Annotated in this window: 21 protein-coding genes; 9 read left to right on the forward strand and 12 right to left on the reverse strand. The window is 67.2% G+C overall.

The window, feature by feature from the left end; genetic code table 11:
- Positions 1 to 14 precede the first annotated feature (14 nt).
- Positions 15 to 623: a helix-turn-helix domain-containing protein gene (locus tag ACVT6V_RS12515; RefSeq protein WP_489900070.1), complete on the forward strand. Its 609-nt coding sequence runs from the start codon at positions 15 to 17 to the stop codon at positions 621 to 623.
- On the opposite strand, the gene ACVT6V_RS12520 is transcribed toward ACVT6V_RS12515, so the two are convergent.
- The 5 genes from ACVT6V_RS12520 to ACVT6V_RS12540 all read right to left on the reverse strand — a co-directional run bounded on the left by ACVT6V_RS12520 (position 624) and on the right by ACVT6V_RS12540 (position 5,717).
- Positions 624 to 1,421 (reverse strand): maleylpyruvate isomerase family mycothiol-dependent enzyme, encoded by a 798-nt coding sequence (locus ACVT6V_RS12520; RefSeq protein ID WP_489900797.1) that lies wholly within the window; start codon positions 1,419 to 1,421, stop codon positions 624 to 626.
- A 193-nt stretch (positions 1,422 to 1,614) separates the two neighbouring features.
- Positions 1,615 to 2,553: an EamA family transporter gene (locus ACVT6V_RS12525; RefSeq protein WP_489900071.1), complete on the reverse strand. Its 939-nt coding sequence runs from the start codon at positions 2,551 to 2,553 to the stop codon at positions 1,615 to 1,617.
- Between the two features lies 1 nt (position 2,554).
- Positions 2,555 to 3,049 carry a hypothetical protein gene (locus ACVT6V_RS12530; protein ID WP_489900072.1) on the reverse strand — a complete coding sequence of 165 codons (495 nt, stop codon included), beginning with the start codon at positions 3,047 to 3,049 and terminating at the stop codon, positions 2,555 to 2,557.
- Positions 3,050 to 3,129: 80 nt separating this feature from the next.
- Positions 3,130 to 4,665, reverse strand: a complete 1,536-nt coding sequence (locus ACVT6V_RS12535; protein WP_489900073.1) for a 4Fe-4S binding protein — start codon at positions 4,663 to 4,665, stop codon at positions 3,130 to 3,132.
- A gap of 35 nt (positions 4,666 to 4,700) precedes the next feature.
- Positions 4,701 to 5,717, reverse strand: a complete 1,017-nt coding sequence (locus ACVT6V_RS12540) for an AurF N-oxygenase family protein (RefSeq protein WP_489900074.1) — start codon at positions 5,715 to 5,717, stop codon at positions 4,701 to 4,703.
- A 184-nt stretch (positions 5,718 to 5,901) separates the two neighbouring features.
- Between ACVT6V_RS12540 and ACVT6V_RS12545 the strand changes: the two genes are divergently transcribed.
- Positions 5,902 to 7,698, forward strand: a complete 1,797-nt coding sequence (locus tag ACVT6V_RS12545; protein WP_489900075.1) for a cation:proton antiporter — start codon at positions 5,902 to 5,904, stop codon at positions 7,696 to 7,698.
- A 79-nt stretch (positions 7,699 to 7,777) separates the two neighbouring features.
- Here ACVT6V_RS12545 and ACVT6V_RS12550 read toward each other — a convergent pair whose 3' ends face one another.
- On the reverse strand, positions 7,778 to 8,110 hold the full coding sequence (locus ACVT6V_RS12550) for a hypothetical protein (RefSeq protein WP_489900076.1): 333 nt from the start codon (positions 8,108 to 8,110) through the stop codon (positions 7,778 to 7,780).
- Between the two features lie 136 nt (positions 8,111 to 8,246).
- Here ACVT6V_RS12550 and ACVT6V_RS12555 point away from each other — a divergent pair, with 136 nt between their 5' ends.
- The 6 genes from ACVT6V_RS12555 (at position 8,247) to ACVT6V_RS12580 (ending at position 13,526) form a co-directional block, all read left to right on the forward strand.
- Entirely contained in the window at positions 8,247 to 9,104 is an 858-nt protein-coding gene (locus ACVT6V_RS12555; RefSeq protein ID WP_489900077.1) for a universal stress protein, read from the forward strand.
- Between the two features lie 61 nt (positions 9,105 to 9,165).
- Positions 9,166 to 9,612 carry a redox-sensitive transcriptional activator SoxR gene (soxR, locus tag ACVT6V_RS12560; protein ID WP_489900078.1) on the forward strand — a complete coding sequence of 149 codons (447 nt, stop codon included), beginning with the start codon at positions 9,166 to 9,168 and terminating at the stop codon, positions 9,610 to 9,612.
- Positions 9,613 to 9,666: 54 nt separating this feature from the next.
- Entirely contained in the window at positions 9,667 to 10,626 is a 960-nt protein-coding gene (locus ACVT6V_RS12565; RefSeq protein ID WP_489900079.1) for a patatin-like phospholipase family protein, read from the forward strand.
- Between the two features lie 10 nt (positions 10,627 to 10,636).
- Positions 10,637 to 11,860, forward strand: a complete 1,224-nt coding sequence (locus ACVT6V_RS12570; RefSeq protein WP_489900080.1) for an MFS transporter — start codon at positions 10,637 to 10,639, stop codon at positions 11,858 to 11,860.
- Between the two features lie 47 nt (positions 11,861 to 11,907).
- Entirely contained in the window at positions 11,908 to 13,134 is a 1,227-nt protein-coding gene (locus ACVT6V_RS12575) for an arginine deiminase (protein ID WP_489900081.1), read from the forward strand.
- 14 nt (positions 13,135 to 13,148) lie between these two features.
- On the forward strand, positions 13,149 to 13,526 hold the full coding sequence (locus ACVT6V_RS12580) for a GntR family transcriptional regulator (RefSeq protein WP_489900082.1): 378 nt from the start codon (positions 13,149 to 13,151) through the stop codon (positions 13,524 to 13,526).
- A 555-nt stretch (positions 13,527 to 14,081) separates the two neighbouring features.
- Here ACVT6V_RS12580 and ACVT6V_RS12585 read toward each other — a convergent pair.
- Positions 14,082 to 15,638: a dolichyl-phosphate-mannose--protein mannosyltransferase gene (locus tag ACVT6V_RS12585; RefSeq protein WP_489900798.1), complete on the reverse strand. Its 1,557-nt coding sequence runs from the start codon at positions 15,636 to 15,638 to the stop codon at positions 14,082 to 14,084.
- 86 nt (positions 15,639 to 15,724) lie between these two features.
- Between ACVT6V_RS12585 and rsmI the strand changes: the two genes are divergently transcribed.
- Positions 15,725 to 16,621 (forward strand): 16S rRNA (cytidine(1402)-2'-O)-methyltransferase, encoded by an 897-nt coding sequence (rsmI, locus tag ACVT6V_RS12590; protein WP_489900083.1) that lies wholly within the window; start codon positions 15,725 to 15,727, stop codon positions 16,619 to 16,621.
- Here rsmI and ACVT6V_RS12595 read toward each other — a convergent pair.
- The 5 genes from ACVT6V_RS12595 to ACVT6V_RS12615 form a co-directional block, all read right to left on the reverse strand.
- A complete protein-coding gene (locus tag ACVT6V_RS12595) occupies positions 16,524 to 17,828 on the reverse strand; it encodes a helix-turn-helix domain-containing protein (RefSeq protein WP_489900084.1) in 1,305 nt (434 codons plus the stop codon). The two genes, rsmI and ACVT6V_RS12595, sit on opposite strands and share 98 nt — an antisense overlap.
- A gap of 64 nt (positions 17,829 to 17,892) precedes the next feature.
- Positions 17,893 to 19,062: an aminodeoxychorismate synthase component I gene (locus ACVT6V_RS12600; protein WP_489900085.1), complete on the reverse strand. Its 1,170-nt coding sequence runs from the start codon at positions 19,060 to 19,062 to the stop codon at positions 17,893 to 17,895.
- The gene (gene metG, locus ACVT6V_RS12605) at positions 19,059 to 20,639 is read right to left on the reverse strand and encodes a methionine--tRNA ligase (RefSeq protein ID WP_489900086.1); all 1,581 of its coding nucleotides are present in this window, start codon (positions 20,637 to 20,639) and stop codon (positions 19,059 to 19,061) included. The genes ACVT6V_RS12600 and metG overlap by 4 nt, the downstream gene beginning before the upstream one ends.
- Positions 20,640 to 20,701: 62 nt before the next feature.
- Positions 20,702 to 23,053 carry a glycoside hydrolase family 65 protein gene (locus ACVT6V_RS12610; protein WP_489900087.1) on the reverse strand — a complete coding sequence of 784 codons (2,352 nt, stop codon included), beginning with the start codon at positions 23,051 to 23,053 and terminating at the stop codon, positions 20,702 to 20,704.
- Entirely contained in the window at positions 23,050 to 23,760 is a 711-nt protein-coding gene (locus ACVT6V_RS12615) for an HAD family hydrolase (RefSeq protein ID WP_489900088.1), read from the reverse strand. Before ACVT6V_RS12615 ends, ACVT6V_RS12610 begins: the two co-directional genes overlap by 4 nt.
- Between the last annotated feature and the right edge of the window lie 17 nt (positions 23,761 to 23,777).

The following is a 23,777-nucleotide window of genomic DNA, read 5'->3' on the forward strand; positions in this document are numbered from 1 at the left end:
CTATGATGGACACTATGGGTGATGTTCGTCAAGAAGGACGATCGTTCAACGAATCGAACGCCGGCGCGGCGGCCGCGGTCAATCCGAAGGAGCTCGTAGCCGCATCGCTCAAGCGCGAACGGTTACGGGCCGGATTGTCGATCGGGGAGCTCGCCCGCCGTGCGGGTGTTGGGAAATCGACTCTCTCGCAATTGGAGTCGGGTGAGGGGAATCCGAGCGTGGAGACGCTGTGGGCATTGTCCACCGCGCTCGGCGTGCAGTTCTCGGCATTGCTCGACGCGCCTGCCCGGCCCGTGGAGGTCATCCGCTTCGGTGACGGGCCGGTGATCCCGGCTGCCGACGCCGACTATTCGGCCACCCTGTTGTCCACTGCGCGGCCCGGCACGCGACGGGATATGTACCTGATCCGGGCCGAACCCGGTCAGCCCCGCATCTCGGCCCCGCACGCGCGGGGAGTCGTCGAGCTCGTGGTCCTCAGCGCCGGGCGCGCCATGGTGGGTCCGACCGGCGCCGAGGTGGAACTCGGCCCGGGAGACTATGTGTCGTACGCGGGCGACATCGAGCATGCCTTCGCCGCGATCGAACCGGGCACCGTTGCGGTGATGATCAGCGAATCGACCTGATCAGGCCGGCACGAACCGCCGGGACAGTCCCGCAGCCAGCCACGGTTTCGGCCCCCAGGCGAATGCGCGCCCGGTCAGGGCGGCCCACGTCGGCGACATCCGGCCGTAGGCCACCAACAGAGCGACGACCGGGTCGACGCTGATGTGCACGTCGGGTGGCCGCGGGTCGGCAGGATCGATCACGAGGCATCCGTCAGTGAATTCGTACACAAACCGTTCGGTACATCCGCGCAATCGGATGTCGTAGGTCGCAGTGTGTCCGGCGCAAGCCGATCCATCGACCCAACCGGTCAGGACCTGGTGTCGTCCGCGGGCGATGAGCGGCGCCAGGTGCGGATCGATCTGCCAGGGCGTGCCGATGACACTCGCGATGTCGTGCCCGTGGACGACGAACTCCCCGAGCAGGATGCCGAGTGCCGCATCGGAGCGGATACGGGAGTCGGCGTCGAACTCCATCACCGGGACCCTGGCCCCGAAATGCGAGACGGTGTCGAGGAGGTCGTCGAGGTCGTCGAGGAGCCGGTCGGTCAGCGGAGCGACGGCGCGGGTGGTCAGATTGGCGATCTGTTTGGCGTTGAAGTCGGGGACGTCGGTCGCATGCCGGGTCACGGATCCCTCGCCGCGCGTGAGGTCGAGATAGCGCGACGGTGCGCAGGCGACGTGGCCCAGGCAGTCGGTCACCGTCCATCCGGGCGTGTGTCGCAACCGGGTCTCGGGGTCGTCGACGGTGCGCACCAACCCGGCGAACCGTGCGCCGGATTCGCGTGCGGCGTCGATGTAGTCGAACCGCGAGAACATGGTCCTCACTCGTGGCCACCCCCAGAAGACGAGGGCCTCAGGATAACCCTCGTCACACTGCCTGCGAGGGCGATCGTGACGCAACTGTTGCGAGATGTGACGTCCTGTATTCAATTGTGAATGGCGGGATTTCCGCCTTTTCTTGCTGTGGCGCAGTGGGACATCCGTCCCAGGTTCGCGACGTGCGGGATCCTCACATCACCGTCTCCTCGCGTCGTGTGGACGCCTCGCCGGCATGCACGAGGAGCACACCGAGGATGATCAGGACGCCACCGGCGAGCTGGACGGACGAGGGCAGTTCACCCAGTGCCACCCAGGCGAACAGGACCGCGAACAGCACCTCGGACAGGCCGACGAACGACATCACCCGCGAGCCCAGCCGTCGGCCGGCCGCGATGCCGAGCGAGTAGGCGAGGGCGGCGGTCACCACGCCGAGCAGGATCAGGGGCAGCCACCACGGCATGCGGATGCGCGACAGCAGCACATCGGTCGTCCCGGCCTGCATGGGCAGGACGCCGAGCACCCCCGCCGCTGCCAGACCCGCAGCCCCGATCAGCAGGCCGCCGGCGGCCAGCGTCAGTGGCGGCACGGCCACCCGGTCATCGGCAGAGATGACGAAGTACGTGGCCGCACCCACCATCGCCGTCAGTGCCCACGCCACTCCGACACCACTGATGTCGGCGCCGCCGCCGAGATCGAGAACCAGACCCAACCCGGTGATCGCCACCACCGCGCCGATCACGGTGCCCAGGCCGGGGCGTTGTCGGTGTCGGGCCCACATCCAGCCGATGACGGCGACCGGTGCGGTGTATTCGATGAGCAGGGCCACGCCGACCTGAAGATAGGTGACGGCATAGAAGTACGCGAGTTGGCACGTCGCCACCGCCAGTGCACCGTAGGCGAGCACAATCGGCCACGCCTCGCGCAGCGCCGCCCACCGACCGCGGGCGGCGAGCAGTCCGGGCACCAGCAGCACGGCCGCGCCGATCGCGATGCGGACCGTCACGGTCGCACCCGCCGACCATCCGGAGTCGATCATCGCCCGCGCCAGCACCCCCGACAATGCGAATGCGGCCGACGAGCCGAGGGCGAGGACCAGTCCGGTCGATGTCCGATCGGCGCCGCTCGCCACCTCAGGGCTGCTTTGCCGCTGCCACCGCCGCCCGCACGGACTCGTAGCACTGCCGTGCAGCGGGTTCGGGACCCAGGCCCACGTAGAAGCTGCCGGGACCACCCGCGCCGGGAAACCCGGACACCGTGAACCCCGGCTCCTCGGCGCTCGCGCCGGTGAGTGCCACGCCGGGCGAAACCGACGCCGTCGCCAGCGGCGCGGCGAGGACACTCACACCCCGCTCGGCCCCGGAGATGACCACGAGTAGGTATCGCGGGTGCACGATGACCGCGGTCTGATGCTCGGAGTCGGGATCGGTCGGATTGGCCCGACGATGAAAGAGCCTGCCCAGCAACGTTGTCGACGGCGGGTTGACGCTGCGGGTGAGCCACGCGGGCAACGCGTCGTCGAGGGCCAGCTGATGCGTGCGCGCGTGGGTGTCGAGCGATCGGCGCATGTCCGCCGGCAAGTCGTCGATGTCGGTGGACACGGTGGTGCGTTCGTACCCGGAGCCCATGCGCCAAATCTACGGCGTCCTGCCCGCCCAGGCACTCACCTGGCGAAGGTTGGTGGTCGGTCCGGCCACCCTCACGATGGTCAGCCCCGCAGGTCGAGAAGCCGACGACGAGGTGACCGGTCCGGTCGCGACAGCCGGCCGGCCTCGAAATCGGCGAGCAGTGATGCGACCGTCTCGGCCGAGTCGGTCTTGTTGGTGCCGATGAATCCCGACGGTCCGCGTTTGATCCAGCCGGTCACGTAGACACCTTGTACGGGAGCGCCGTTCTCGAGGACACGCCCGGCGTCGTGGGGGATGACCCCGCGCTGATCGTCGAACGGTAGGCCCGGCACAGCGAGGCCGCGGTATCCGATCGAGGTCAGGACCAGTGATGTCTCGATGATCTCGGTGTCGGGGGTCTGCTGCATCGCGCCGGTCGCGTCGACCTCGGTCCGGTGCACCGCGAGCCGATCGGTGTGACCGGCGTCGTCGACGCCGATCGCCGACGGCGAGCGGTGAAACGCGAGACGAATCCGCCGACCGCCCTGCGCGGGCCGAGCCGCGACCTCGGTCAGCAGGTCGAGCTTGGCGCGGACGGTGGGGTCCTCGACGTGTGCGGGGGCGTGCGCGAGGTCCTCGGGATCGACGACGACGTTCGCACCGCCGTCGACCAGACCGACCAGCTCGGGCAGGGTGAACGCGGCGTGCGCCGGTCCGCGGCGACCCGACACCATGACCTCCTCGAGCTGGGAACGTCGCAGCTCACGCAGAGCGTGGCGCGAGATCGTCGTATCCGCCAGCGAATCCGGGTCGGATGTCAGAATGCGCGCGACGTCGAGAGCCACGTTGCCGTTGCCGATCACGACGGCTCGCGAGGTCTCGAGATCGACCTCGAGATCATCGTGGTCGGGGTGGTCGTTGTACCAACCGACCAACGACGTCGCACTCAGGACGCCCGGTGCGGTGGCGTTCTCGATCGCCAGTGGTCGGTCGGTGGGCGCACCGCCGGCCCAGATCAGCGCCTGGTGACGGTCCCGCAGATCCTCGAGGGCGACGTCGCGCCCGACGGTGACACCCAACCGGATGTCGCACCTGGGATTACGGGCGATGTCGTCGAACAGCCGCATCACCGAGCGGGTGGCGAGGTGATCGGGGGCGACCCCGTAGCGGGCGAGACCGAACGGTCGGCGCAGACGTTCGTAGATGGTCACCGTCACCCGCGGGTGGCGCAGGAGTTCGTCGGCCGCGTACATCGCCGACGGTCCGGATCCGACGATGCCGACCGAGAGCGGCTCGTCCACCGCGAGGCGTCGCGGTTTGTCCAGGGGCGCCAGCGGTAGACGTCGGGCGGGATCGACCGGAAAGCGCGCCGCGGTGTCCTCGGCCGAAACGAACTGTGCGGCATTGATGTCGGTGAAGCGCGCCTGCTGATCGGTCAGTCGGTGTCCCGGGACGATGGCGCCGACGGGGCAGGCGCTGACGCACGCGCCGCAGTCGACGCACGTCGACGGGTCGATGTAGAGCATCTCCGACGTGCCGAAACCGGGCTCGTCGGGCGTGGGGTGGATGCAGTTGACCGGGCACGCGTAGACGCACGAGGCGTCGCCGCAGCACGCCTGCGTGACGACATGGGGCATGGTCGGATCCGATGTGAGAGGTGGGCGAGCGCGGATCAGGCCGCGGTGTAGGTCGGTTCGCTGCGGAAGCGTGACGGACGGCCGCCGATACCGAGAATCTTCCACAGCAGGCGTGACACCGGATTCATCAGGCCACACTGCTCACCGAGCATCCGTACGTCGCCGAACACGTTGCGCAGGAACTTCTTCGACTCCGACGACCGCCAGAAGATGTCGCGCATGACCTCGTCGGGCACATCGAACCGCTTCTGGAAGCTCTTCGGCGGCACGACGATCGCGCCACACAGGATGCGCATGGTGAGAGGGAACATGAGCGAGAGCAGGAAGCGTTGGATGCGGCCCTTGCGCGGGACGGTTTCCCGCAGAAGATGATGCGCGAAGGAGATGTGACGGGCCTCCTCGGCGACGTGCAGCTGCATCACCGCGGCCATCGTCGGGTGCAGGGTGGCGCGCGTGCGCAGGAAGTCCTTCTGGATGTGATCGATCGGTTCCTCGCCGCCGAGCACTCCGAAGAAGAAGACGGTGGGGAAGATGGTCGACGCCAGCGGCACCAGAGGCGAGATCAGCCGGTAGCCGATCTTGGCGCCCGGCACGTTCATCCCGGTGCGGTTCACGAACTCCTGAAACATCAGGGTGTGATTGCACTCCTCCTTGGATTCGTGCGTCGTGTAGCGGAACTCCTTGGCGCCGTTGGGGAGCTTGAAGCTGTACTGCATCAGTCCGCGGATCAGGATCGACTCGAACTGCAGGCCCACCTTGGCCACGTTCGCCTGACGCCACATACCGATCTCGATCTGTTTGTCCAGCGGCAACTGCTGGTACCAGGGGTGGCGGCCGACCGGATCGACCTCCTTGGACAGCACCCAGCGTGGGTCGTCGGGGACGATCGCCATAGCGGGATCATCCCAGTCGATGTCGATGTACGGATCGAAGTTGCGGTGCACCGACGCCGACGACAGGTCATCGAGGACCTGGGTGTAGTTGTCGTCGGTGTCGGGCTTGTCGCGCTCGGGGACGTAGGTCTGTCCGGCGTTGTGCAGTGTGCTGGTCATGGCGGCTGGTCCTTCTCGTAGTCCGGATCCTCCGTGCGAACCGCGGGGCGAGTCGTGCCGGCGGATCGGTCGATATGTGTGACCGTAGTTCGGGTAACCTTTATCTGTCAACACTCAATGTCACAATCCCTGATGGCGCAGCATGCCGTGACCGGCGCTGCACGGGTGCGTCAGGATGGTCCGCATGGACAAAATCCTGCTCGCGATCATCGCGGTCCTCGGGATCGCCGCAGCTCATGTCGTGGGGCCCCGAATCCGTATCGCGCCGCCGTTGCTGCTGGTGGTGACCGGCGCGATCGTCGGCGTGCTGCCCTTCGTGCCGGCTGTGGACGTCGACCCCGAATGGATTCTCGTCGGGGTGCTGCCACCGTTGCTCTACTCGGCCGCCGTCTCGATGCCCACGATGGACTTCCGCCGGGATTTCACCGCCATCAGCGCACTGTCCGTGGTGCTGGTGCTGATCAGCTCCGTCCTGCTGGGCGTCTTCTTCGCCTGGGTGCTGCCCGGCATCGACATCGCGACCGGGATCGCGTTGGGCGCGATCGTGTCACCGACCGACGCCGTCGCGACGTCGATCGCGAAGAGATTGGGCGTTCCGAGTCGGGTCACCGCGATTCTCGAGGGCGAGAGCATGCTCAACGACGCCACGGCTCTCGTGCTGCTGCGCTCCGCCGTCGCGGCGACGGCGGCCGGCTTCTCGTTCGGGCACGTCGCGCTGAGCTTCGTGTGGGCCGTCGTCGCCGCGGTCGTCATCGGCGCGGTCGTCGGGTACTGCAACCTGTGGGTCCGTCGGCGCGTGGGTGACGCCACCGTCAACACCGCGATCTCCTTCACGGTGCCCTACCTGGCGTATCTGCCCGCCGAGGAACTGGGAGCCTCCGGGCTCGTCGCCGCGGTGACCGCCGGCCTCATCACCGGGGCCGGAGCGGTGCGTTACCTGTCACCGAGGCACCGGCTGTCGGACAGTCAGAACTGGCGAACCGTCGAATTCCTCGCCGAAGGTGGCGTGTTCCTGCTGATGGGGCTCGAGCTCTGGGGGCTGCTCGTCGATGTTCGGGAGGAGCACGGCGGCATCACCACGGCGGTCTGGATCGGGCTGGCGGGACTCGGACTCACCCTGCTCGTTCGGGTGCTCTACATGACCCCACTGATCTGGTGGCTCGATCGGATCGCCCGACGGGGTACCCAACTGCGACCCTACTTCGAGAAGATCGACTCGAGGATCAGCGAGAAGGCCAGGAAGATCCCCGATCAGCCGGCGCCGCCGGTGGGCCGGCCGCCACGACGCCTACGGCTGACCCCGCGGCCCGGCGGCAAGCGCCGTCAGATGCCCGACACCGGCCAGATCTCCACGGCTGCCTTCGCTGCCAATCCTGCTGCGGTCGAACACTATCGAACCAGGATCACTCGCCGGATCGCCGACATCGACTACTTCACCTCGACGCCGATGGGACCCAAGGAAGGGACCATCATCGTCTGGGCCGGACTCCGTGGTGTCGTCACTCTCGCCGCCGCGCAGACCCTTCCGGCAGACACTCCGGCTCGCGCACTGCTCGTGCTGATCGCATTCGTCGTGGCCGCGTCATCGCTGATCCTGCAGGGCGGCACGCTCGGATGGTTGATCCGCATGCTCCGCCTGCAGGACGTCACCGATGACCGGGCCGCCGAGCATGACCGGTTGCGGTCGGAGCTGGCGCAGACAGCGCAGGAGGTGCTCGCCGAATCCGACGTCGCCAAGAGGAATCCGTGGATTCGAGATCGGATGGAACGCCTGGAGGCCGAGTCGCAGGACGACGTCGTGGGTGCCAATCTGGCATACCGCTCGGCTTTCGAGGAGACCCGTCGAGCGATGATCGCCGCGCAGCGTGAGACGTTGCTGCGAATGCGCGATGAGGGGACCTACCATTCGCATCTGCTGACCAAGGAACTCCAGCAACTCGACGCCGAGGAGCTCAGCCTCGAGATGCGGCTCGACGACTGATCGGATCAGGTCGGGCCGAGATCTGCACGCGAACAATCTGTTTCCGCCGCTCACGCGCCGACCGACACGTCGTGCGGGGTCATTCCACCAGGATCGGCCCGGTGCTGAACAGGAAGACGATGAACAGCGCGAGGAGAAACCACGACGCGCCCTGCCAGACCTGCCAGCGTCCACCCGCACGCCAGTTGCGATAGGTGCGCCAGAGGGCGGCGAGTCCGCCGGCCAACACGATGAGCGGCGCGACGATGATCAGCGCCTTGCGGACGCCGTCGTCGGAGGCCAATGCGATCAGGAGGGCGGCGAACGCGAAACCGATTGTCACGACGCCGTGTACGACCGCTTGGCGCATCTCGTCGCCCGTGGATGGTGGTTGGGCACCCGCGTTCGGGTTCTGGTCCTGGTTGATGGTCATTCACCTCGGCTCCACCTTACCCCGTGCGAAATCTGCTGTGACCGGGACCTTTTGCTCATTGCCGCCACGCAGCCCAGGGGGCAGGATGGAAGATGAAGGTCTTGACCGTGACCGAAGTGAGGAGATGAGAACTACCATGAGTGCGATTCTCGTCGGAGTTGATGGGTCTGATGCGTCGGATGCCGCCGTGCGATGGGCGGCCAACGCCGCCTCGATCGAAGGCGTCGACCTCAAACTCGTCGGTGTCTACGACATCAGTACCAGCAACTATGCGCCGGGTCTGATCATCCCGCAGGACGTGGTGGACGCGATCCGTCAGGATGCGACCGATGCGGTGCATGCTGCGGCCGAACTCGCCAAACAGACCGCGCCTGAGGTCACGGTGCACACCTCGACCGCCGAGGGCGATGCGGCGCGGGCTCTGCTCGATCTCGGCAAGGACGCCGGCACCATCGTGCTCGGCACTCGCGGTCTGGGCTCGATCAAGGGGCTTTTCCTCGGATCGGTGAGCGTCACCGTGGCGGCTCATTTCCACGGTCGCGTGGTGGTTGTCGCCGGGCCGGGTGGTGACGGCCCGGTGGTGGTCGGTGTCGACGATTCGCCGGTCAGCGATGCTGCAGTGGCCGAGGCCTTCCGACAGGCGGCGTTGCGCAACACGAAGCTCTTGGCGGTGCACACGTGGACCCCGTTGGACGTCGACGCCCTGCACGGGTATGGCATCGAACCAGAAGAGGTCACCCGAATGTCGGGGGAGGCGGTGGAGGCGGTGGCCGAACGGTTGTCGGGCTACAGCGCCGACTATCCCGACGTCGTCGTCGAACGTGTCGTGATTCCGGAGGAGCCGGCCAAGGCGGTGCTCGACGCGGCCGACGACGCCCAGGTCATCGTCGTCGGGAGCCGTGGCCGCGGCGGCTTCAAAGGCCTGCTGCTCGGTTCGACGAGCCAGAAGATCCTCCATCAGGCCGACTGTCCCGTGATGGTGATCCGGAGCTGAGGTATCGACGCCCGATGCCAGGCGACTTCAAGTTCACTTGAAGTCGCCTAGCATTGGGCGCATGTCCCTCAAGAAGCTCGAACTGTCGGTGGGCGAGTTGGCGCAACGTGCGGGCATCGCGTCGTCGGCGGTGCGATTCTACGAAGACCAGGGGCTCATTTTCAGCCGTCGCACATCCGGCAACCAACGTCGCTATCACCGGGCGATGCTGCGCCGTGTGGCATTCATCCGGGCATCGCAGGCGGCGGGCATCCCGCTCGCGGTGATCGCCGACGTCCTCTCCGAGCTCGGCGACCACGAATCCCCGCCGAAGTCGATGTGGGAGGCGGCGTCCAAGCGCTGGATCGATGACATCAACGACCGGATCGCGCTGTTGGAGAACATGCGCGACATGATCGGCTCGTGCGTCGGCTGCGGCTGCCTCTCGCTGGGCGAGTGTCATCTGTTGAACCCGGGCGACGAGATGAACAAGCTCGGTCCGGGTCCACGCAGGTTGATGCGGGACTGATCCCGGACGGGCGGTGGTGGACGCACCAGTCGGCGCAGTCGATAGGCTCGGCTCATGGCCCGAACGACCCGTGTTGCGCTCGCCCTCGGCAGCGGCGGGGCACGCGGCTACGCGCACATCGGCGTCATCGCCGAACTCGAGGGTCGAGGCTTCGAAGTCGTCACGGTCGCCGGCTCCTCGATGGGTGCGTTGGTCGGCGGCCTGCACTGCGCCGGTCGACTCGACGACTACGTCGACTGGATCACCGGGCTCTCCCAGCTCGACGTCGTGCGGTTGATGGACGTGTCCCTGTCCAAGCCGGGGGTCATCGGAGCCGAACGTGTCCTCACGCGGGTGCGCGAGATCCTCGGCGACATGCGCATCGAGGAACTGTCGACGCCGTTCACCGCGGTGGCCACCGATCTCAATGCCGGACGCGCGGTGTGGTTCCAGCGCGGCAGTGTGGTCGATGCGATACGGGCCTCGATCGCCATCCCCGGCGTGATCAGCCCCCACGAATACGAGGGACGTCTGCTCGGCGATGGGGGGATTCTCGATCCGTTGCCGGTCGCGCCGACCGCGTCGGTCAGCAGCGATGTGACGATCGGCGTGGTTCTCGGCTCCGACGGTGGGCCGGACGAGGGCGCGTCGCGCGAGCCGAAGACCAAAGGGTTGCTGCGACGCAACGTGGCGCCCTTCCTCGACTCCGATTTCGTCCGGTCGGTGCGCGACCGCTTCGGGCTCGACGCGGCCACCAATGACACCAGCGTTCCCGATGCGTCCGCCCCGGATGACTCCGACGCACGTCCGGATCCCAACCGGATGGGTCGGATCGAGGTGCTGAGCCGGTCGCTGGACATCATGCAGGAGACGCTGACCCGCTATCAGGTGGCCGGATATCCGCCCGACATCCTCATCCGCGTACCGCGGAAATCGGTGCGCACCCTGGATTTCCACAAGGCTCCCGAGATGATCGAGCTGGGCCGATCGTTGACCGCCGACGCGCTCGACCAATTGCCCGAGCTGGGCGGATGAGGGCCCGGACGTGAGACAGATTCCCCGCGGGATCTGGGTGTTGTTGGCCGCCAACGTGGTCATCGCACTCGGATACGGACTGATCGCGCCCGCGCTGCCGGCCTTCGCCCGTAGCTTCAACGTGAGCTTCACCGCGGCGTCGGCGGTGGTGTCGGCGTTCGCGGTCATGCGATTGCTGTTCGCCCCCACCACGGGACGCCTGGTCACGGTGTTCGGTGAACGTCGGATCTACCTCATCGGGTTGCTCATCGTGGCCCTGAGCACGTTCGCATGCGCGTTCGCCCAAGGGTATTGGCAGTTGTTGCTGTTCCGGGGCGCGGGCGGCGTCGGCTCCACGATGTTCAGCGTGTCGGCGATGGCGTTGCTGATCCGCATGTCTCCGGGGGAGATCCGTGGCCGGGTCTCCGGGTACTTCTCGGCCGGCTTTCTGATCGGCAACATCACCGGCCCGCTGATCGGCAGTGCACTGGTCGGTTTCGGGCTGCGGATGCCGTTCGTGGTCTATGCGATCGCATTGGTGATCGCGGCGATCGTGGTGGCCACCCAACTGCGGGATCAGGGTGGGCGGCCCGATGCCACGAGCAAACCGCAGACCGGGGTCATCGGGTTCCGGACCGCGCTGCGGGACAAGACCTACCGCGCGATCCTGTCGTCCAACTTCGTGCAGGGCTGGGCATCGATGGGTGTCCGGGTGGCGGTGGTCCCGTTGTTCATCACCGACGGACTCGACGAGGGACCCGCGATGGCCGGTGTCGCCCTGGCGGTCTTCGCCGCCGGGAATGTCACCGCGATCGTCGTCGCGGGACGGCTGTCGGACACCTTCGGCCGGCGCCCGGTGATGTTGCCCGGACTCGCGGTCGCCGCGGTGGCCACGGCAGCTCTCGGCTTCGCGCCGGCACTCTGGGTGGCGCTGCTGCTGTGCTTGGCCGCCGGCATCGGGTCGGGATTGTTCGCGCCGACTCATCAGGCCGCGCTCGCCGATGTCCTGGGCAACCGCCAACAGGGCGGTTCGGCCCTCGCTGCGTACGGTATGTCATCGGATCTCGGGGCCGTCAGTGGACCGATCGTGGTCGGCTTCGTGGCCGACCGAGCGGGATTCGGTCCGGCCTTCGTCCTGACCGGGGGCGTCACCGCCGTCGCCTTCGCGTTGTGGCTGGTCGCCGCGGAAACCGCTCCCGCCGTGGTCGGTGGCGGCCCGCACCTGACCGAGGTCGATCGCGACACGCAGGAATAGTCGCCACAACAGCGGTGCGATGGGCACCGACGAACTACCGTTGATCCATGAGCAGTGCTGCGGCGGACTACCTGCTGGGTTCGACCTCGGAGGTCGGGAGATTGCGTGCGGTGATGCTGCACCGCCCCGGCGACGAGTTGCGACGACTGACTCCGCGCAACAATGACCAGCTTCTGTTCGACGGGTTGCCGTGGGTGGCCCGGGCGCAGGAGGAGCATGACGCCTTCGCCGACGTCTTGCGTGCCAACGGCGTCGACGTCTACCTCCTCGGCGATCTCCTCGCCGAGACGATCGAACACAGTGGTGCGGCCCGCATCCAGGGCATCGCCGCCTCCGTCAGCGCCCGTCGACTCGGCGCCCATCTCGCCGACGATCTCGCCGGTCACCTGCGTGGACTGCCCGCGGCGGAACTCTCGCACGTCCTCACCGCCGGAATGACGTTCGACGAACTGCCTCTCACCCCGGCGGCGGCCACGTCATCTCTGGTCCGCCGAATGCATCACGGCCCTGAGTTCGCCATCGAGCCCTTACCGAATCTGCTGTTCACGCGGGACAGTTCGTTCTGGATCGGTCCCCGGTTCGCCATCACGTCACTCGCCTTGCCGGCCCGGGTGCGCGAGACGTCGCTGACCGACCTGATCTATGCGCACCACCCGCGCTTCACCGGCGCCCGGCGCGCCTACGAATCACAGGTGGCGCCGGTGGAGGGCGGCGACGTGCTGCTCCTGTCACCCGGTGTCGTCGCGGTCGGTGTGGGGGAGCGGACCACACCCGCCGGCGCGGAAGCTCTGGCGCGCAGCCTCTTCGATGACGGGTTGGCCCACACGGTGCTGGCGGTCCCGATCGAACAGGCCCGTGCCTTCATGCATCTCGACACCGTGTGCACGATGGTGGACGTCGACGCGGTGGTCATGTACCCGAACATCGCGGAGACCATGTCGGCCTTCACCCTTCGCTCCGTCGACGGCAACGTCACGGTGACGGGCGCGCGCCCGTTCGTGGAGGCCGCCGCGGATGCCATGGAGATCGAGAAACTGCGGGTCATCGACACCGGGCTCGATCCGATCACGGCCGAACGCGAACAGTGGGACGACGGGAACAACACGCTGGCGTTGGCGCCCGGAATCGTCGTGTCCTACAACCGGAATGTCGAGACCAACCAGCGCCTGCGGGATTCGGGCATCGAGGTGCTCGAGATCGAGGGACGCGAACTCGGGTCGGGTCGCGGCGGGCCGCGGTGTATGTCATGTCCCTTGGCGCGGGACGAGCTCTGACGCCGGCGGTTTCGATGTCTGTGGATCTGGCGGCACGGCTCACCATCGACGCCCACGGCGGTGTCGCGCCGTTCGAACAGGTACGGATCGGGATCATCGATCTGGTGGGCCGCGGTGAGCTGCTGGTGGGGCAGCGCATCCCGACCGTCCGGCAATTGGCCGCCGATCTCGATCTGGCGCCGAACACCGTGGCGCGAAGCTACCGGGAGCTGGAGGCCGCCGGAGTCATCGAGACCCGCGGGCGGCACGGATCGTTCATCAAATCCGGCCGCAACGCGACGCTCGATCAGGCGCAACAGGCCACCGTCGCCCACGTGGAATCGCTCCGCACGATGGGCATCGACGACGCCACCATCGTCCGGCTGGTCACGCAGGCCACGTCTGCGCAGTGACGGTTTGTGCCCTTCGTGACGCTCGCAAGCTCGCTCCTCAGGGATCGGGTGGTGAGCTTGCAAGCTCGCTCCTCAGGGATCGGGTGGTGAGCTTGCAAGCTCGCTCCTCAGGGATCGGGTGGTGAGGTTCCGTGGACCCGTCATCGCCTGCGGGAGGTCGGAGCGCCGGCGGACGCTGTCGTCCCCCGGTCCCTGAGGAGGCCCGGAGCGCCGGCGGAGGCCGTCGCCCTCCGGTCCCTGAGGAGGCCCGGAGCGCCAGCGGAGGGCCGTCACCCCCCGGTCCCTGAGGAGGCCCGGAGCGCCAGCGGAGGGCTGTCACGAAGGGCCGGCCCTCGTGCCCCTTCGTGACGCTCGCAAGCTCGCTCCTCAGGGATCGGGTGGTCGGCTCGCAAGCTCGCTCCTCAGGGATCGGGTGGTCGGCTCGCAAGCTCGCTCCTCAGGGATCGGGTGGTCGGCTCGCAAGCTCGCTCCTCAGGGATCGGGTGGTGAGCTTGCAAGCTCGCTCCTCAGGGATCGGGTGGTGAGGTTCCGTGGACCCGTCACCTCTGCGGCGCGTCACCCCCAGCTCGGCAGCCAGATCTGTTGATGCCACTCCGCGGGCGAGATCGGACTTCCCGTCAGGATGGGCCACAGCCAGATGAAGTTCGCCACCACGAGTCCGATGTAGATCGCCACGACGAGGATGGCCAGCGTCCGTCGCTCGGGTCGTCGGGTTGCGGTTCGGCCGGCGAAGCGGAGCAGGTCACCACAACACAGCGCCAGGCCCATCGCGAGGAACGGTGCCATCACGGTCGCGTAGAAGAAGTACATCTGGCGGTCGAGGTCGGCGAACCAGGGGAGCAGCCCGGCGAGATAGGCGGTGGTCACCGCGGCGTAGCGCCAGTCGCGCCGCACCAGCCAGGACCACAGTCCCCACGCCACCATGGGCAGCGCGAGCCACCACATCGCCGGTGATCCGATAAGCATCTGGGCGCGGACACATTCACCGGCACCACACTGATCCGGACCGTTCTCGATCGCATAGAGCATGGGCCGCAGACTCATCGGCCACGTCCACGGTTTGGATTCCCACGGATGGTGGTAGCCGGCGGAATTGGTCAGACCGGCATGGAACTGCAGGATGCCGGCCTCGTAGAACCAGAGTGAACGCCACGCGCCGGGTACCCAGGAGAAGGGTCCGCCGACACCGATCTGGTTGCCGACCTCATAGCGGTACACGGCGGTCTCGCTGTTGAACCACGGGATGAATGTGGCGAGGTAGATCGCCACCGGCATCACCGCCAGGCTCATCCCGGACGGCACGAGGTCGCGCCGCAGCACTCCCATCCACGGTCGCTGCACGTGATATGCCTTGCGGGCCGCGACATCGAAGCCCAGTGCGAGTACGACGAAGAACAACACGAAGTAGATGCCCGACCATTTGGTACCGCACGCCAGCCCGAGCATGACACCCGCGGTGAAGCGATACCACCGGAAGCCGAGTCGGGGACCGAACGGCGTGTCGCCGATCCGTCCCTCCACATAGACGCGGTGCAGACGTGCCCGGACCTGGTCCCGATCGGCGATGACGGCGGCGAACGTCGCCACCACGAAGACTGCTTGGATGATGTCGAGCATGCCCATGCGCGACTGGACGAACAGCACCCCGTCGCAGATCGCGAACACGCCGGCGATCCCACCGACGAGCGTCGACCGGGTCATCCGTCGCACCGTGCAGTAGATCATCACGACGATGGCGACGCCCGCGATCGCCGGCGTGATCCGCCAGCCGACCGGGCCGTAGCCGAACACCGCCTCGCCCGCGGCGATCACCCATTTTCCGACCGGCGGATGGACGACCAGGCCATATGCCGGGTTGTCCTCGATCCAGTTGCCACCGGTCAGGACCTGCCAGGCCTGCGGTACGTAGTGCTTCTCGTCGAACACGGGCGTGCCCTGGTCGGTGGGATGCCCCAGTCCCCAGAACCGGGTCACGGCGGCGACCACCGTGATCACCAGGCCGACCACGAATCCCCGCAGGCGATCCGGGGCCCCGAACAACGGTGCGGGGATTTCCGGTGCCGGGCTCGTGCCCAGATCTTCGGTGCGCCCGCGATCCACTGTCGCATCCAGACCACGGTCCTCGCGTATCGCTCGGTCGAGGAGGGCGGTGTCGGTCACGCGTCCGATCGTAACGGCCGCTCGTAAGCTGACTGATGATGAACTCAGCAGAACAGGATCTCGCGATGACGCCGGACCATGCGGACACCGACGCCGAGGGCCTCCTGATCCTCGCCGCCACCCCGATGGGTCAGGTCGACGACGCATCGCCGCGGCTACGCGCCGCACTGGCCTCCGCGGACATCGTCGCTGCGGAGGACACCCGGCGTGCCCGCAACCTCGCCGCGGCGCTCGAGGTGGTGATCGGCGGCAAGTTGCTCAGCTACTACGACCAGGTGGAGGCGGCGCGCACCCCGGGCCTGATCGATGCGATCGCCGGTGGCGCCACGGTGTTGCTGATCACCGACGCCGGGATGCCGTCGGTCAGCGATCCCGGCTACAAACTGGTCGCGGCGTGTGCCGAGTCCGATCTGCGGGTGACGTGTCTGCCGGGCCCGTCGGCGGTGACCACGGCACTCGCGGTGTCGGCGTTGCCCTCGGAGCGCTTTTGTTTCGACGGCTTCGCCCCGAGACGGAGCGGCGCTCGCCGAGAGTGGCTGGCCGGCCTGGTCGATCAGCCACGGACCATCGTGTTCTTCGAATCACCGCATCGGCTCGCCGACACGTTGACCGATGCGGTCGAGGTGCTCGGACCGACCCGCCGCGCCGTCGTCTGCCGCGAACTGACCAAAACCTACGAAGAGGTACGACGCGGCCCACTCGCCGAGCTCGCCGAGTGGGCCGCCGAGGGAGTCCGGGGGGAGATCACCGTGGTGCTGGCGGGTCACGTCGCGCAGCAGCGCGACGCCGCAGACCTGGTCGACGAGGTGGAGCAGCTCGTCGCCGACGGGATGCGCCTCAAAGAGGCGTGTGCACAGGTGACGCAGGACGGCGGTGCTTCCCGCCGTGATGTGTATCAAGCGGTGCTTGCGCGACGTCAGGAGCAGCAAGGCTAGCGACCGCCGCTTCGGTGCCCTCGCCGGACCCTTCGGCGGCGATGTGCAGGGTCACCCCCGGCGCCAGCCGGTAGGGCCTGCTGGTGAGCAGGGCGCCGACGCTGCGTCGGAGGCGGGACATCTCGGCCCTGACGGTCACGACATGGCCTGCGTCACCGAAGATCAGGCGGCTCAGGCGTGCGGACGTGAGACCCGATTCGGACGCCTCGGCCAGGAGCAGGAGTATCTGCGCGTGTCGTCGGGTCAGCACGGTCCGCCACTCGTCGCCGTCGCCGACGACGGTCAGCGACGGCTCCCCGCGGAGATCGAGTTCGGCGACGATGGGATGGGCTGGTCCGACGCGCCGGAGCAGCCATCCGGAACCGACCCGCTCGGTGACGCAGCTGCCGATGCCCGGCACGAACTGATGGGCGCCGTCGACAGGTGCGGCCACTGCGGCCGGTGCGGTGCATCCTCGACTGTCGGCCACCCACCCGTCACGATCCACCAGCAGTGCAGGCCCGCGTATGCCGGTGAGGCGGGCGCCGGCATTGCGTCGTAGGTCGGCGAGGGAACGCATGTGGGCCGCGGCGATCTCGTGTTCCCCCAGCCCGGCCATGCTCACCGCGAATGCTGTCGACGACGGCTGGATGGCTTCGGCAGGACCGGCGAGTCCGACGATGCCGATCATCGCGCCGGTGCGGGAATCGTGGATCGGTGCGGCCGCGCAGTACAGCGAGTGCAGGGCGTGGCTGAAGTGTTCGGACCCGACAACGCGAGCGGCCCGGTCGTCGGTCATCACCAGGCTGACCGCAGTGGTTGCCGTGGACCCTTCGTCCCAACGGCTGCCCTCGATCAGTTCGACCGAGTCGGCGGCCTCGAGCCAGCGTTGGGTCCCGCCGCGCCACAACAGGACCCCGTCGGCGTCGAAGATGCCCATCATCAGTTCGGAGTCATCGGTCGACTCGAGGAAGACCCGCTGCAACCGCTTGGCGCCATCGCCCAATGGGTTGTTGGACCGGCGGTCGGCGAACTCATCGGATGTGAGATGGATCGGCGTGTGCTTGTCCGGCCGCACCCCGGCGTCGAGCGACCGTTGCCACGACTCGACGACCTCGGCACGTGCGGCCGGTACCGCCAGCTCGGCAGTGATCTCGCATGCGTTTTCATCACCCCGACCGCGGACCGAACCCGTACCTTCCGTACTTGGAAGTATGGATCGTCGCATTCTCCGATGTTACCGCACGAGGTCTGACATGCCCGCGTGGCCGCGGCTTCCGGGCGTGATGATCCTACGAATGGGGGACGTCGGCGCCGACGATGCTGGCTGCCTTGTCGAGGCATTCCTGCCATTCACGACCCGGATCGGAATCGATGGTGATACCACCGCCGACTCCCAGGGTCGCCGTGCCGTCGGGGGTCACCGTGACCGTGCGGATCGCGACGTTGAGATCCAGACCCTGGCCCGGACCGGCCATCCCGATCGCCCCGCAGTAGACGCCGCGAGCGTGGGTCTCCCACTGCGCGAGCAATGTCATGGCGCGCAGTTTCGGTGTGCCGGTCACCGAGGCGGGCGGAAAGGTCGCGCGCAGCAACTCGTTGTTGCCCACGGCCGGGTCGACGATGGCCTCCACGCGCGACACCAGGTGCCAGACACCGGGCGCGCGGATCACCGTCAACAGATCTGCCACCCGGACCGATCCGGTGACCGCGACCCGTCCCAGGTCGTTACGGACGAGGTCGACGATCATGACGTTCTCCGCAACGTCCTTTGCCGACGCAGCCAGCGTCTCGGGGTCCTCACTTGCCGGGAGGGTCCCCTTGATCGGCGCTGACGACACCAGGTTTCCGGTCCGCCGGAGGAAAGATTCTGGTGAGAAGCTGGCTACCGACCCCCAATCTCCTTGGAGAAAGGCGGATTTCGCAGGAAGAGTGGAAGCGGTGAGGTCGCCGAAGAACTCCATCGGGTCGCCGCCGATCTCGCCGGTGAACCCGGTGCAGACGCAGGCCTGGTAGACCTCGCCCGCGCGGATGGCCTCCAGGCATTTCCCGATCGCATCCAGATGTGGCTCACGCGGTGGCGGAACCCATTTCGCGGACCACCGGGTGTCCCCGGGTGGGAGGGGATTGCTCAGCGACCGCTGAATCCATGGTGCACAGGGCGATCCGTCGACGTGCTCGTGGTGCCACTGCCCGTCCCGCAGGATCACGATCTCGTCGGTCAACCCACCGACGGCCGCGGGCAACGACGATTCGCCTGCGCGCACCGGGAAACCCAGATATCCGAACCAGAAGCGGTCCGGGGCGTCGGGCGGCGCGAAGCCCGGCCGTAGGTGGATCGACGGTGCGATCACCGCGTCGGCGTCCCACCAGTCGCCGATCAGCGCAGCGGGTGGCGGCAGTCCGGCCGCGACGGTATGTGCGTGCAGTGCACGCAAGACGTCGAGCGCCGGGGTGGTCACGCCTCGTAGCGGGGGAAGACCGGACTCGGCTTCGGGAGCTCGGTGCCGGCGACGAGTCGGTCGTCGACGGCCACGAACTGACGGCGGTCCGGATCGACGGCGAGCAGGTCGAGCATGCGGCCGGTCGACTCGGGCATCACCGGCTGTGCCAGCAGCGCCACGATGCGGACCACCTCGGCGCACACATGGAGCACCGTGGCGGTCCGGTCGAGGTCGGTCTTGGCGAGCTTCCACGGTTCCTGGGCCGAGATATAGCGGTTGGTGTCGGCGAGCACCGACCACATCGCCTCGATCCCGAGGTGGATCGCCTGGACGTCGAAATGTTCGCGGACCCGGGGCAACAGGGCATCGGCCTTGTCCAGCAGGACGGTGTCCTCGGGCGTGTGCGGTCCGGGTGTCGGCACCGCACCGCCGAAGTATTTACCGATCATCGAGAGGGTGCGTTGCGCCAGATTGCCGAACTCGTTGGCGAGGTCGGCGTTGATACGGCTGATGATCGCCTCGGTGGAGTACGACCCGTCCTGGCCGTAGGAGAACTCGCGCAGGAAGAAGAACCGCACCGGGTCGAGGCCGAACTCGTCGATCAGCGCGTTCGGGTCGACGACGTTGCCCACGGACTTGCTCATCTTCTCGCCCTTGTTGAACAAGAAGCCATGGGCGAACACACGGTCGGGGAGTTCGATGGCCGCACTCATCAGGAACGCGGGCCAGTAGACGGTGTGGAACCGGATGATGTCCTTGCCGATGATGTGCAGATCCGCCGGCCAGAACCGGTCGAATGACGCGGCGTCATCGGGGAATCCGACGCCGGTGAGATAGTTCGTGAGCGCGTCCACCCACACGTACATGACGTGCTCGGGGTGGCCCGGGACCGGGACACCCCAGTCGAAGGTGGTACGGGAGATCGACAGGTCTGTGAGACCGCCCTTGACGAAGCTGACGATCTCGTTGCGACGCACATCGGGACGCAGGAACTCCGGGCGCGTCTCGTAGAGCTCGAGCAGTTTGTCCTGATAGGCCGACAGGCGGAAGAAGTACGTCTGCTCCTCGGTCCACGTCACGATGTGCCCGTTGTCGGCGGCGACGCGGTTGCCGTCGTCGTCGACCGTGGTGTCGGCCTCGGCGTAGAAGGTCTCGTCGCGGACGTCGTACCAGCCGGAGTAGGTGTCGAGGTAGATGTCGCCGGCATCGAACATGCGCTGCCAGATCGCCTCGGATGCACGCTTGTGGTCGGCGTCGCTGGTCCGGATGAACCGGTCGAAACTGGACCCGAGGCGTCGCTGCAGCGTCTCGAAACGGTCCGAATTGCGGTTGGCCAGGTCTGCGGTATCGATGCCCTCGGCCTGCGCTGTCTGCTGCATCTTCTGCCCGTGCACGTCGGTGCCGGTCAGGAATCGCACGTCGTAGCCGTCGAGCCGCTTGAACCGGGCGAGCGCGTCCGCCGAGATGTATTCGTAGGCGTGACCGATGTGGGGTGCGCCGTTGGGGTACGCGATGGCTGTGGTGAGGTAGAACGGTTCGCCTGCGCCGTGCGAGGCGTGATCAGCGGATACGGTGCGCGTCGAGTCGTCGGGCATAGTGTCGCCAAGGATACTTGGTGGACCGCCGTGCACGGATTGCACACCCGTGTTCGGCATGCTCAGTCGAAGCGGCGATACGGCTCGCATCCCGGCGGCGCCTTCGGCGCCTCACGCTTGACCAACTCGGGGATCTCCTTGGTCACCGGGGTCGAGTCCAGGTGGAACTTCTCGCCATGGTGGGCGAGGTCGATTCCCGGGCCCGACAGCAGGCGATAGGTGGCACTCGACCGGTCGATCGCCACCACGATCTTGGCGTCGCCGACAGCCATCCGGAAGGACAGGTAGGTCAGTCGGTTCGGCAGCCGCGGCGCAAAGGTGATCTTCCCGCCGAAGTCGCGCATTCCACCGAACCCGGCCACGCAGTCGGTCCATGCGCCCGCCAGTGCGGCGATGTGCAGTCCGCTCGAGACATTGTTGTGCAGATCGTGCAGGTCGGTGAACACCGACTCACACATCAGGTCATATGACAGGTCGAGGTAGCCGACCTCGGCGGCGACGACCGCCTCGCAGCACGCCGAGAGCGACGAGTCGCGCACCGTGAGCGGGTAGTAGTAGTCGAAATTGCGCAGCTTCTGCTCGGGTGTGAATGCATCGCCGAACATGTACATCGCGAAGACGAGGTCGGCCTGCTTGACCACCTGTTTGCGGTACAGGTCGTAATACGGATAGTTCAGCAGCAGTGGGTACCGGCCCACGGAGGACTCGAAGTCCCAGGCGCCGAGCAAGGTGAACGACTCACATTGCTGATGCACCCCGAGCGCGTCGTCGTACGGGATGGACATGTCGTCGGCACAGGACTCCCAGTGCGCGGCCTCCGCATCCGTCACCCCGAGTTCACGCGCCACATCGGGACGGCGGTGTACCGCCGCCACCGCATCCCGAAGGTTCTGTTGCGCTGCGAGATTGGTGAAGACGTTGTTGTTCACCACGGCGGTGTACTCGTCGGGGCCGGTGACGCCGTCGATGCGGAACTTGCCGTTGACATCGTGGTGGCCGAGGCCGGCGAACAGCCGTGCCGTCTCGACGAGCAGCTCGAGGCCGCATTCGGTCTCGAATTGTTCGTCGTTCGTGGCCCGCAGATATCGGGCCGTGGCGTTCGCGATGTCGGCGCTCACGTGCACCCCGGCCGTGCCGGCGGGCCAGTAGCCCGAACACTCGTCGCCGTTGATGGAGCGCCACGGGAACATCGCCCCGCGCTGCCCGAGTTCGGCGGCGCGGCTCTTCGCCTTGTCCATCGTGGCGTGCCGCCACCGGAGTTCTTCACCGGCCGCCGCGGGCACGGTGTAGGTGAGCATCGGGAGGATGAAACTCTCCGTGTCCCAGAAGGTGTGGCCGTCGTATCCCGGGCCGGTCAGTCCCTTTGCCGGGATTGCCCGTGACTGCCCTCGGGCGCCGGCCTGCAGCACGTGGAACAGGGCGAAGCGCAGCGCCTGTTGCAGCTCCGGATCGCCGTCGAGTTCGACGTCGGCATCGCGCCAGAAGTCTTCCAGATAGCTGATCTGGTCGGCTTTCAGTGCCTCCCAGCCGGTTTCCATGGCCATGGCCAGGGCCGCGTCGACCTGGGCGCGTAGGGCGGGCACCGAGCGGCGTGCCGACCATCCATAGCCCATGTACTTGGTCAGCGTGAGCTTCTTGCCGACCGGCACATTCGCGGCGACGGTGAGTCGGGCCAGGTCGGCGTCGGCGCGGATGAACGCATCGGCCTTGTCGGGGAACTCGATCTCGTGGTCCATCCCGGCCGCCACGTGCAGACCCGACTGCTTGGTGTGGTGGACGAGCATGCCCCAATAGTTGCGGCACGCGGCGAGGTCGGAGACCAGCGGCTGGTCCAGGGCTGCGGCCAGACGGGGGTCGTTCCCCGGTGCGGGCACCGGTTCGTTGGCCAGCAGATCGGACTGCAGGACCAGTTTCATGTCCTCGCCGATCGGTTCGACCTCGTAGTGGATCGCCGCGATCGTGCGTTTGGTGAACGACACCAGACGCTCGGAGCGGATCCGGACGGTCCGGCCCGTCGGCGAGGTCCACAGCGTGTGACGCCGCAGTGTCCCGGTCCGGAAGTCCAGGGTTCGTTCGTGTTCCACGGTGCGGCCGTACCGCAGATCCATCGGCTCGTCCTCGACGAGCAGCCGGATGATCTTGCCGTCGGTGACGTTCACCACGGTCTGGCCGGATTCGGGGTAACCGTAGCCACTTTCGGCGTAGGGCAGACCGCGCAGTTCGTAGAAGCCGTTCAGATAGGTCCCGGGATGATCGACCGGCTCACCCTCTTCGAAGGTGCCCCGCAGCCCGATGTGCCCGTTGGAGAGGGCGAACAGCGTCTCGGTGCGCCCGAGCATGTCGACATCGAGTCCGCGCCAACGCAGCTGCCAGGGGTGGATGTCGAAACCGTGTTCCACCGCGCCCGGGCTCATGCGGACACCAGCTCGTCGAGATCGTTGACGACGCGGTCGGCGCCTGCGGCGGCCATGGCGGCAGCCTGTCCGCCGCCGACCCGATCGATGGCGACGACGTAGCCGAACTTCCCGGCGACCGCCGCCTCGACACCGGAGATGGCGTCCTCGAAGACCGCTGCCTGCGCCGGTTCCACACCCATCAGCTCGGCGCCCAACAGAAACGAGTCGGGCGCGGGCTTGCCACGCAAGCCCTTGGCGACGATGTCGAGACCATCAACCCTCACCTCCACGAATTTCGTGAGGTCGGCGGCGTCCAACACGGCTGCTCCATTCTTCGACGACGTCACGACCGCGATGCGCAGGCCGGCTTCGCGGGCGGCCTCCAGGTACCGCACCGAACCAGGGTAGGGATCCACACCCCCGGCTTCCAGGGTCGACACGAACTGTTTGTTCTTTCCGTCTCCGATGGCGGCCATCGTCTGCTCGGACACGTCATCGATCCGGCGCGAGTGGAGGAATGCGCGAACCCCGTCGTCGCGGGGACGACCGTCGACGTAGTCGAGGTAGTCCTGCTCGGTGAACGGGGTGAAGCCCTCGGGATCCCGCTGGGAGAGGAAGGAGTCGAATGCCTCTTTCCACGCATGGCGATGCAGGACCGCGGTGGACGTCAACACGCCGTCGAGATCGAAGAGTGCGACCGATATGGCATCTGGCAAACCCAACACAGGGGGAACGCTACCTG

This window comes from Gordonia sp. LMA167 (assembly GCF_058130025.1).

What these genes read in the sequence shown, in the direction of transcription:
- rsmI (WP_489900083.1), top strand. Translation starts at nt 15,725, where the DNA reads ATGAACTCAGCAGAACAGGATCTCGCGATGACGCCGGACCATGCGGAC.
- ACVT6V_RS12575 (WP_489900081.1), top strand. Translation starts at nt 11,908, where the DNA reads ATGAGCAGTGCTGCGGCGGACTACCTGCTGGGTTCGACCTCGGAGGTC.
- ACVT6V_RS12555 (WP_489900077.1), top strand. Translation starts at nt 8,247, where the DNA reads ATGAGTGCGATTCTCGTCGGAGTTGATGGGTCTGATGCGTCGGATGCC.
- ACVT6V_RS12540 (WP_489900074.1), bottom strand. Translation starts at nt 5,717, where the DNA reads ATGACCAGCACACTGCACAACGCCGGACAGACCTACGTCCCCGAGCGC.
- ACVT6V_RS12530 (WP_489900072.1), bottom strand. Translation starts at nt 3,049, where the DNA reads ATGGGCTCCGGGTACGAACGCACCACCGTGTCCACCGACATCGACGAC.
- ACVT6V_RS12580 (WP_489900082.1), top strand. Translation starts at nt 13,149, where the DNA reads ATGTCTGTGGATCTGGCGGCACGGCTCACCATCGACGCCCACGGCGGT.
- ACVT6V_RS12515 (WP_489900070.1), top strand. Translation starts at nt 15, where the DNA reads ATGGGTGATGTTCGTCAAGAAGGACGATCGTTCAACGAATCGAACGCC.
- soxR (WP_489900078.1), top strand. Translation starts at nt 9,166, where the DNA reads ATGTCCCTCAAGAAGCTCGAACTGTCGGTGGGCGAGTTGGCGCAACGT.
- metG (WP_489900086.1), bottom strand. Translation starts at nt 20,639, where the DNA reads ATGCCCGACGACTCGACGCGCACCGTATCCGCTGATCACGCCTCGCAC.
- ACVT6V_RS12565 (WP_489900079.1), top strand. Translation starts at nt 9,667, where the DNA reads ATGGCCCGAACGACCCGTGTTGCGCTCGCCCTCGGCAGCGGCGGGGCA.
- ACVT6V_RS12535 (WP_489900073.1), bottom strand. Translation starts at nt 4,665, where the DNA reads ATGCCCCATGTCGTCACGCAGGCGTGCTGCGGCGACGCCTCGTGCGTC.
- ACVT6V_RS12520 (WP_489900797.1), bottom strand. Translation starts at nt 1,421, where the DNA reads ATGTTCTCGCGGTTCGACTACATCGACGCCGCACGCGAATCCGGCGCA.
- ACVT6V_RS12610 (WP_489900087.1), bottom strand. Translation starts at nt 23,053, where the DNA reads ATGAGCCCGGGCGCGGTGGAACACGGTTTCGACATCCACCCCTGGCAG.
- ACVT6V_RS12545 (WP_489900075.1), top strand. Translation starts at nt 5,902, where the DNA reads ATGGACAAAATCCTGCTCGCGATCATCGCGGTCCTCGGGATCGCCGCA.
- ACVT6V_RS12595 (WP_489900084.1), bottom strand. Translation starts at nt 17,828, where the DNA reads ATGCGACGATCCATACTTCCAAGTACGGAAGGTACGGGTTCGGTCCGC.
- ACVT6V_RS12550 (WP_489900076.1), bottom strand. Translation starts at nt 8,110, where the DNA reads ATGACCATCAACCAGGACCAGAACCCGAACGCGGGTGCCCAACCACCA.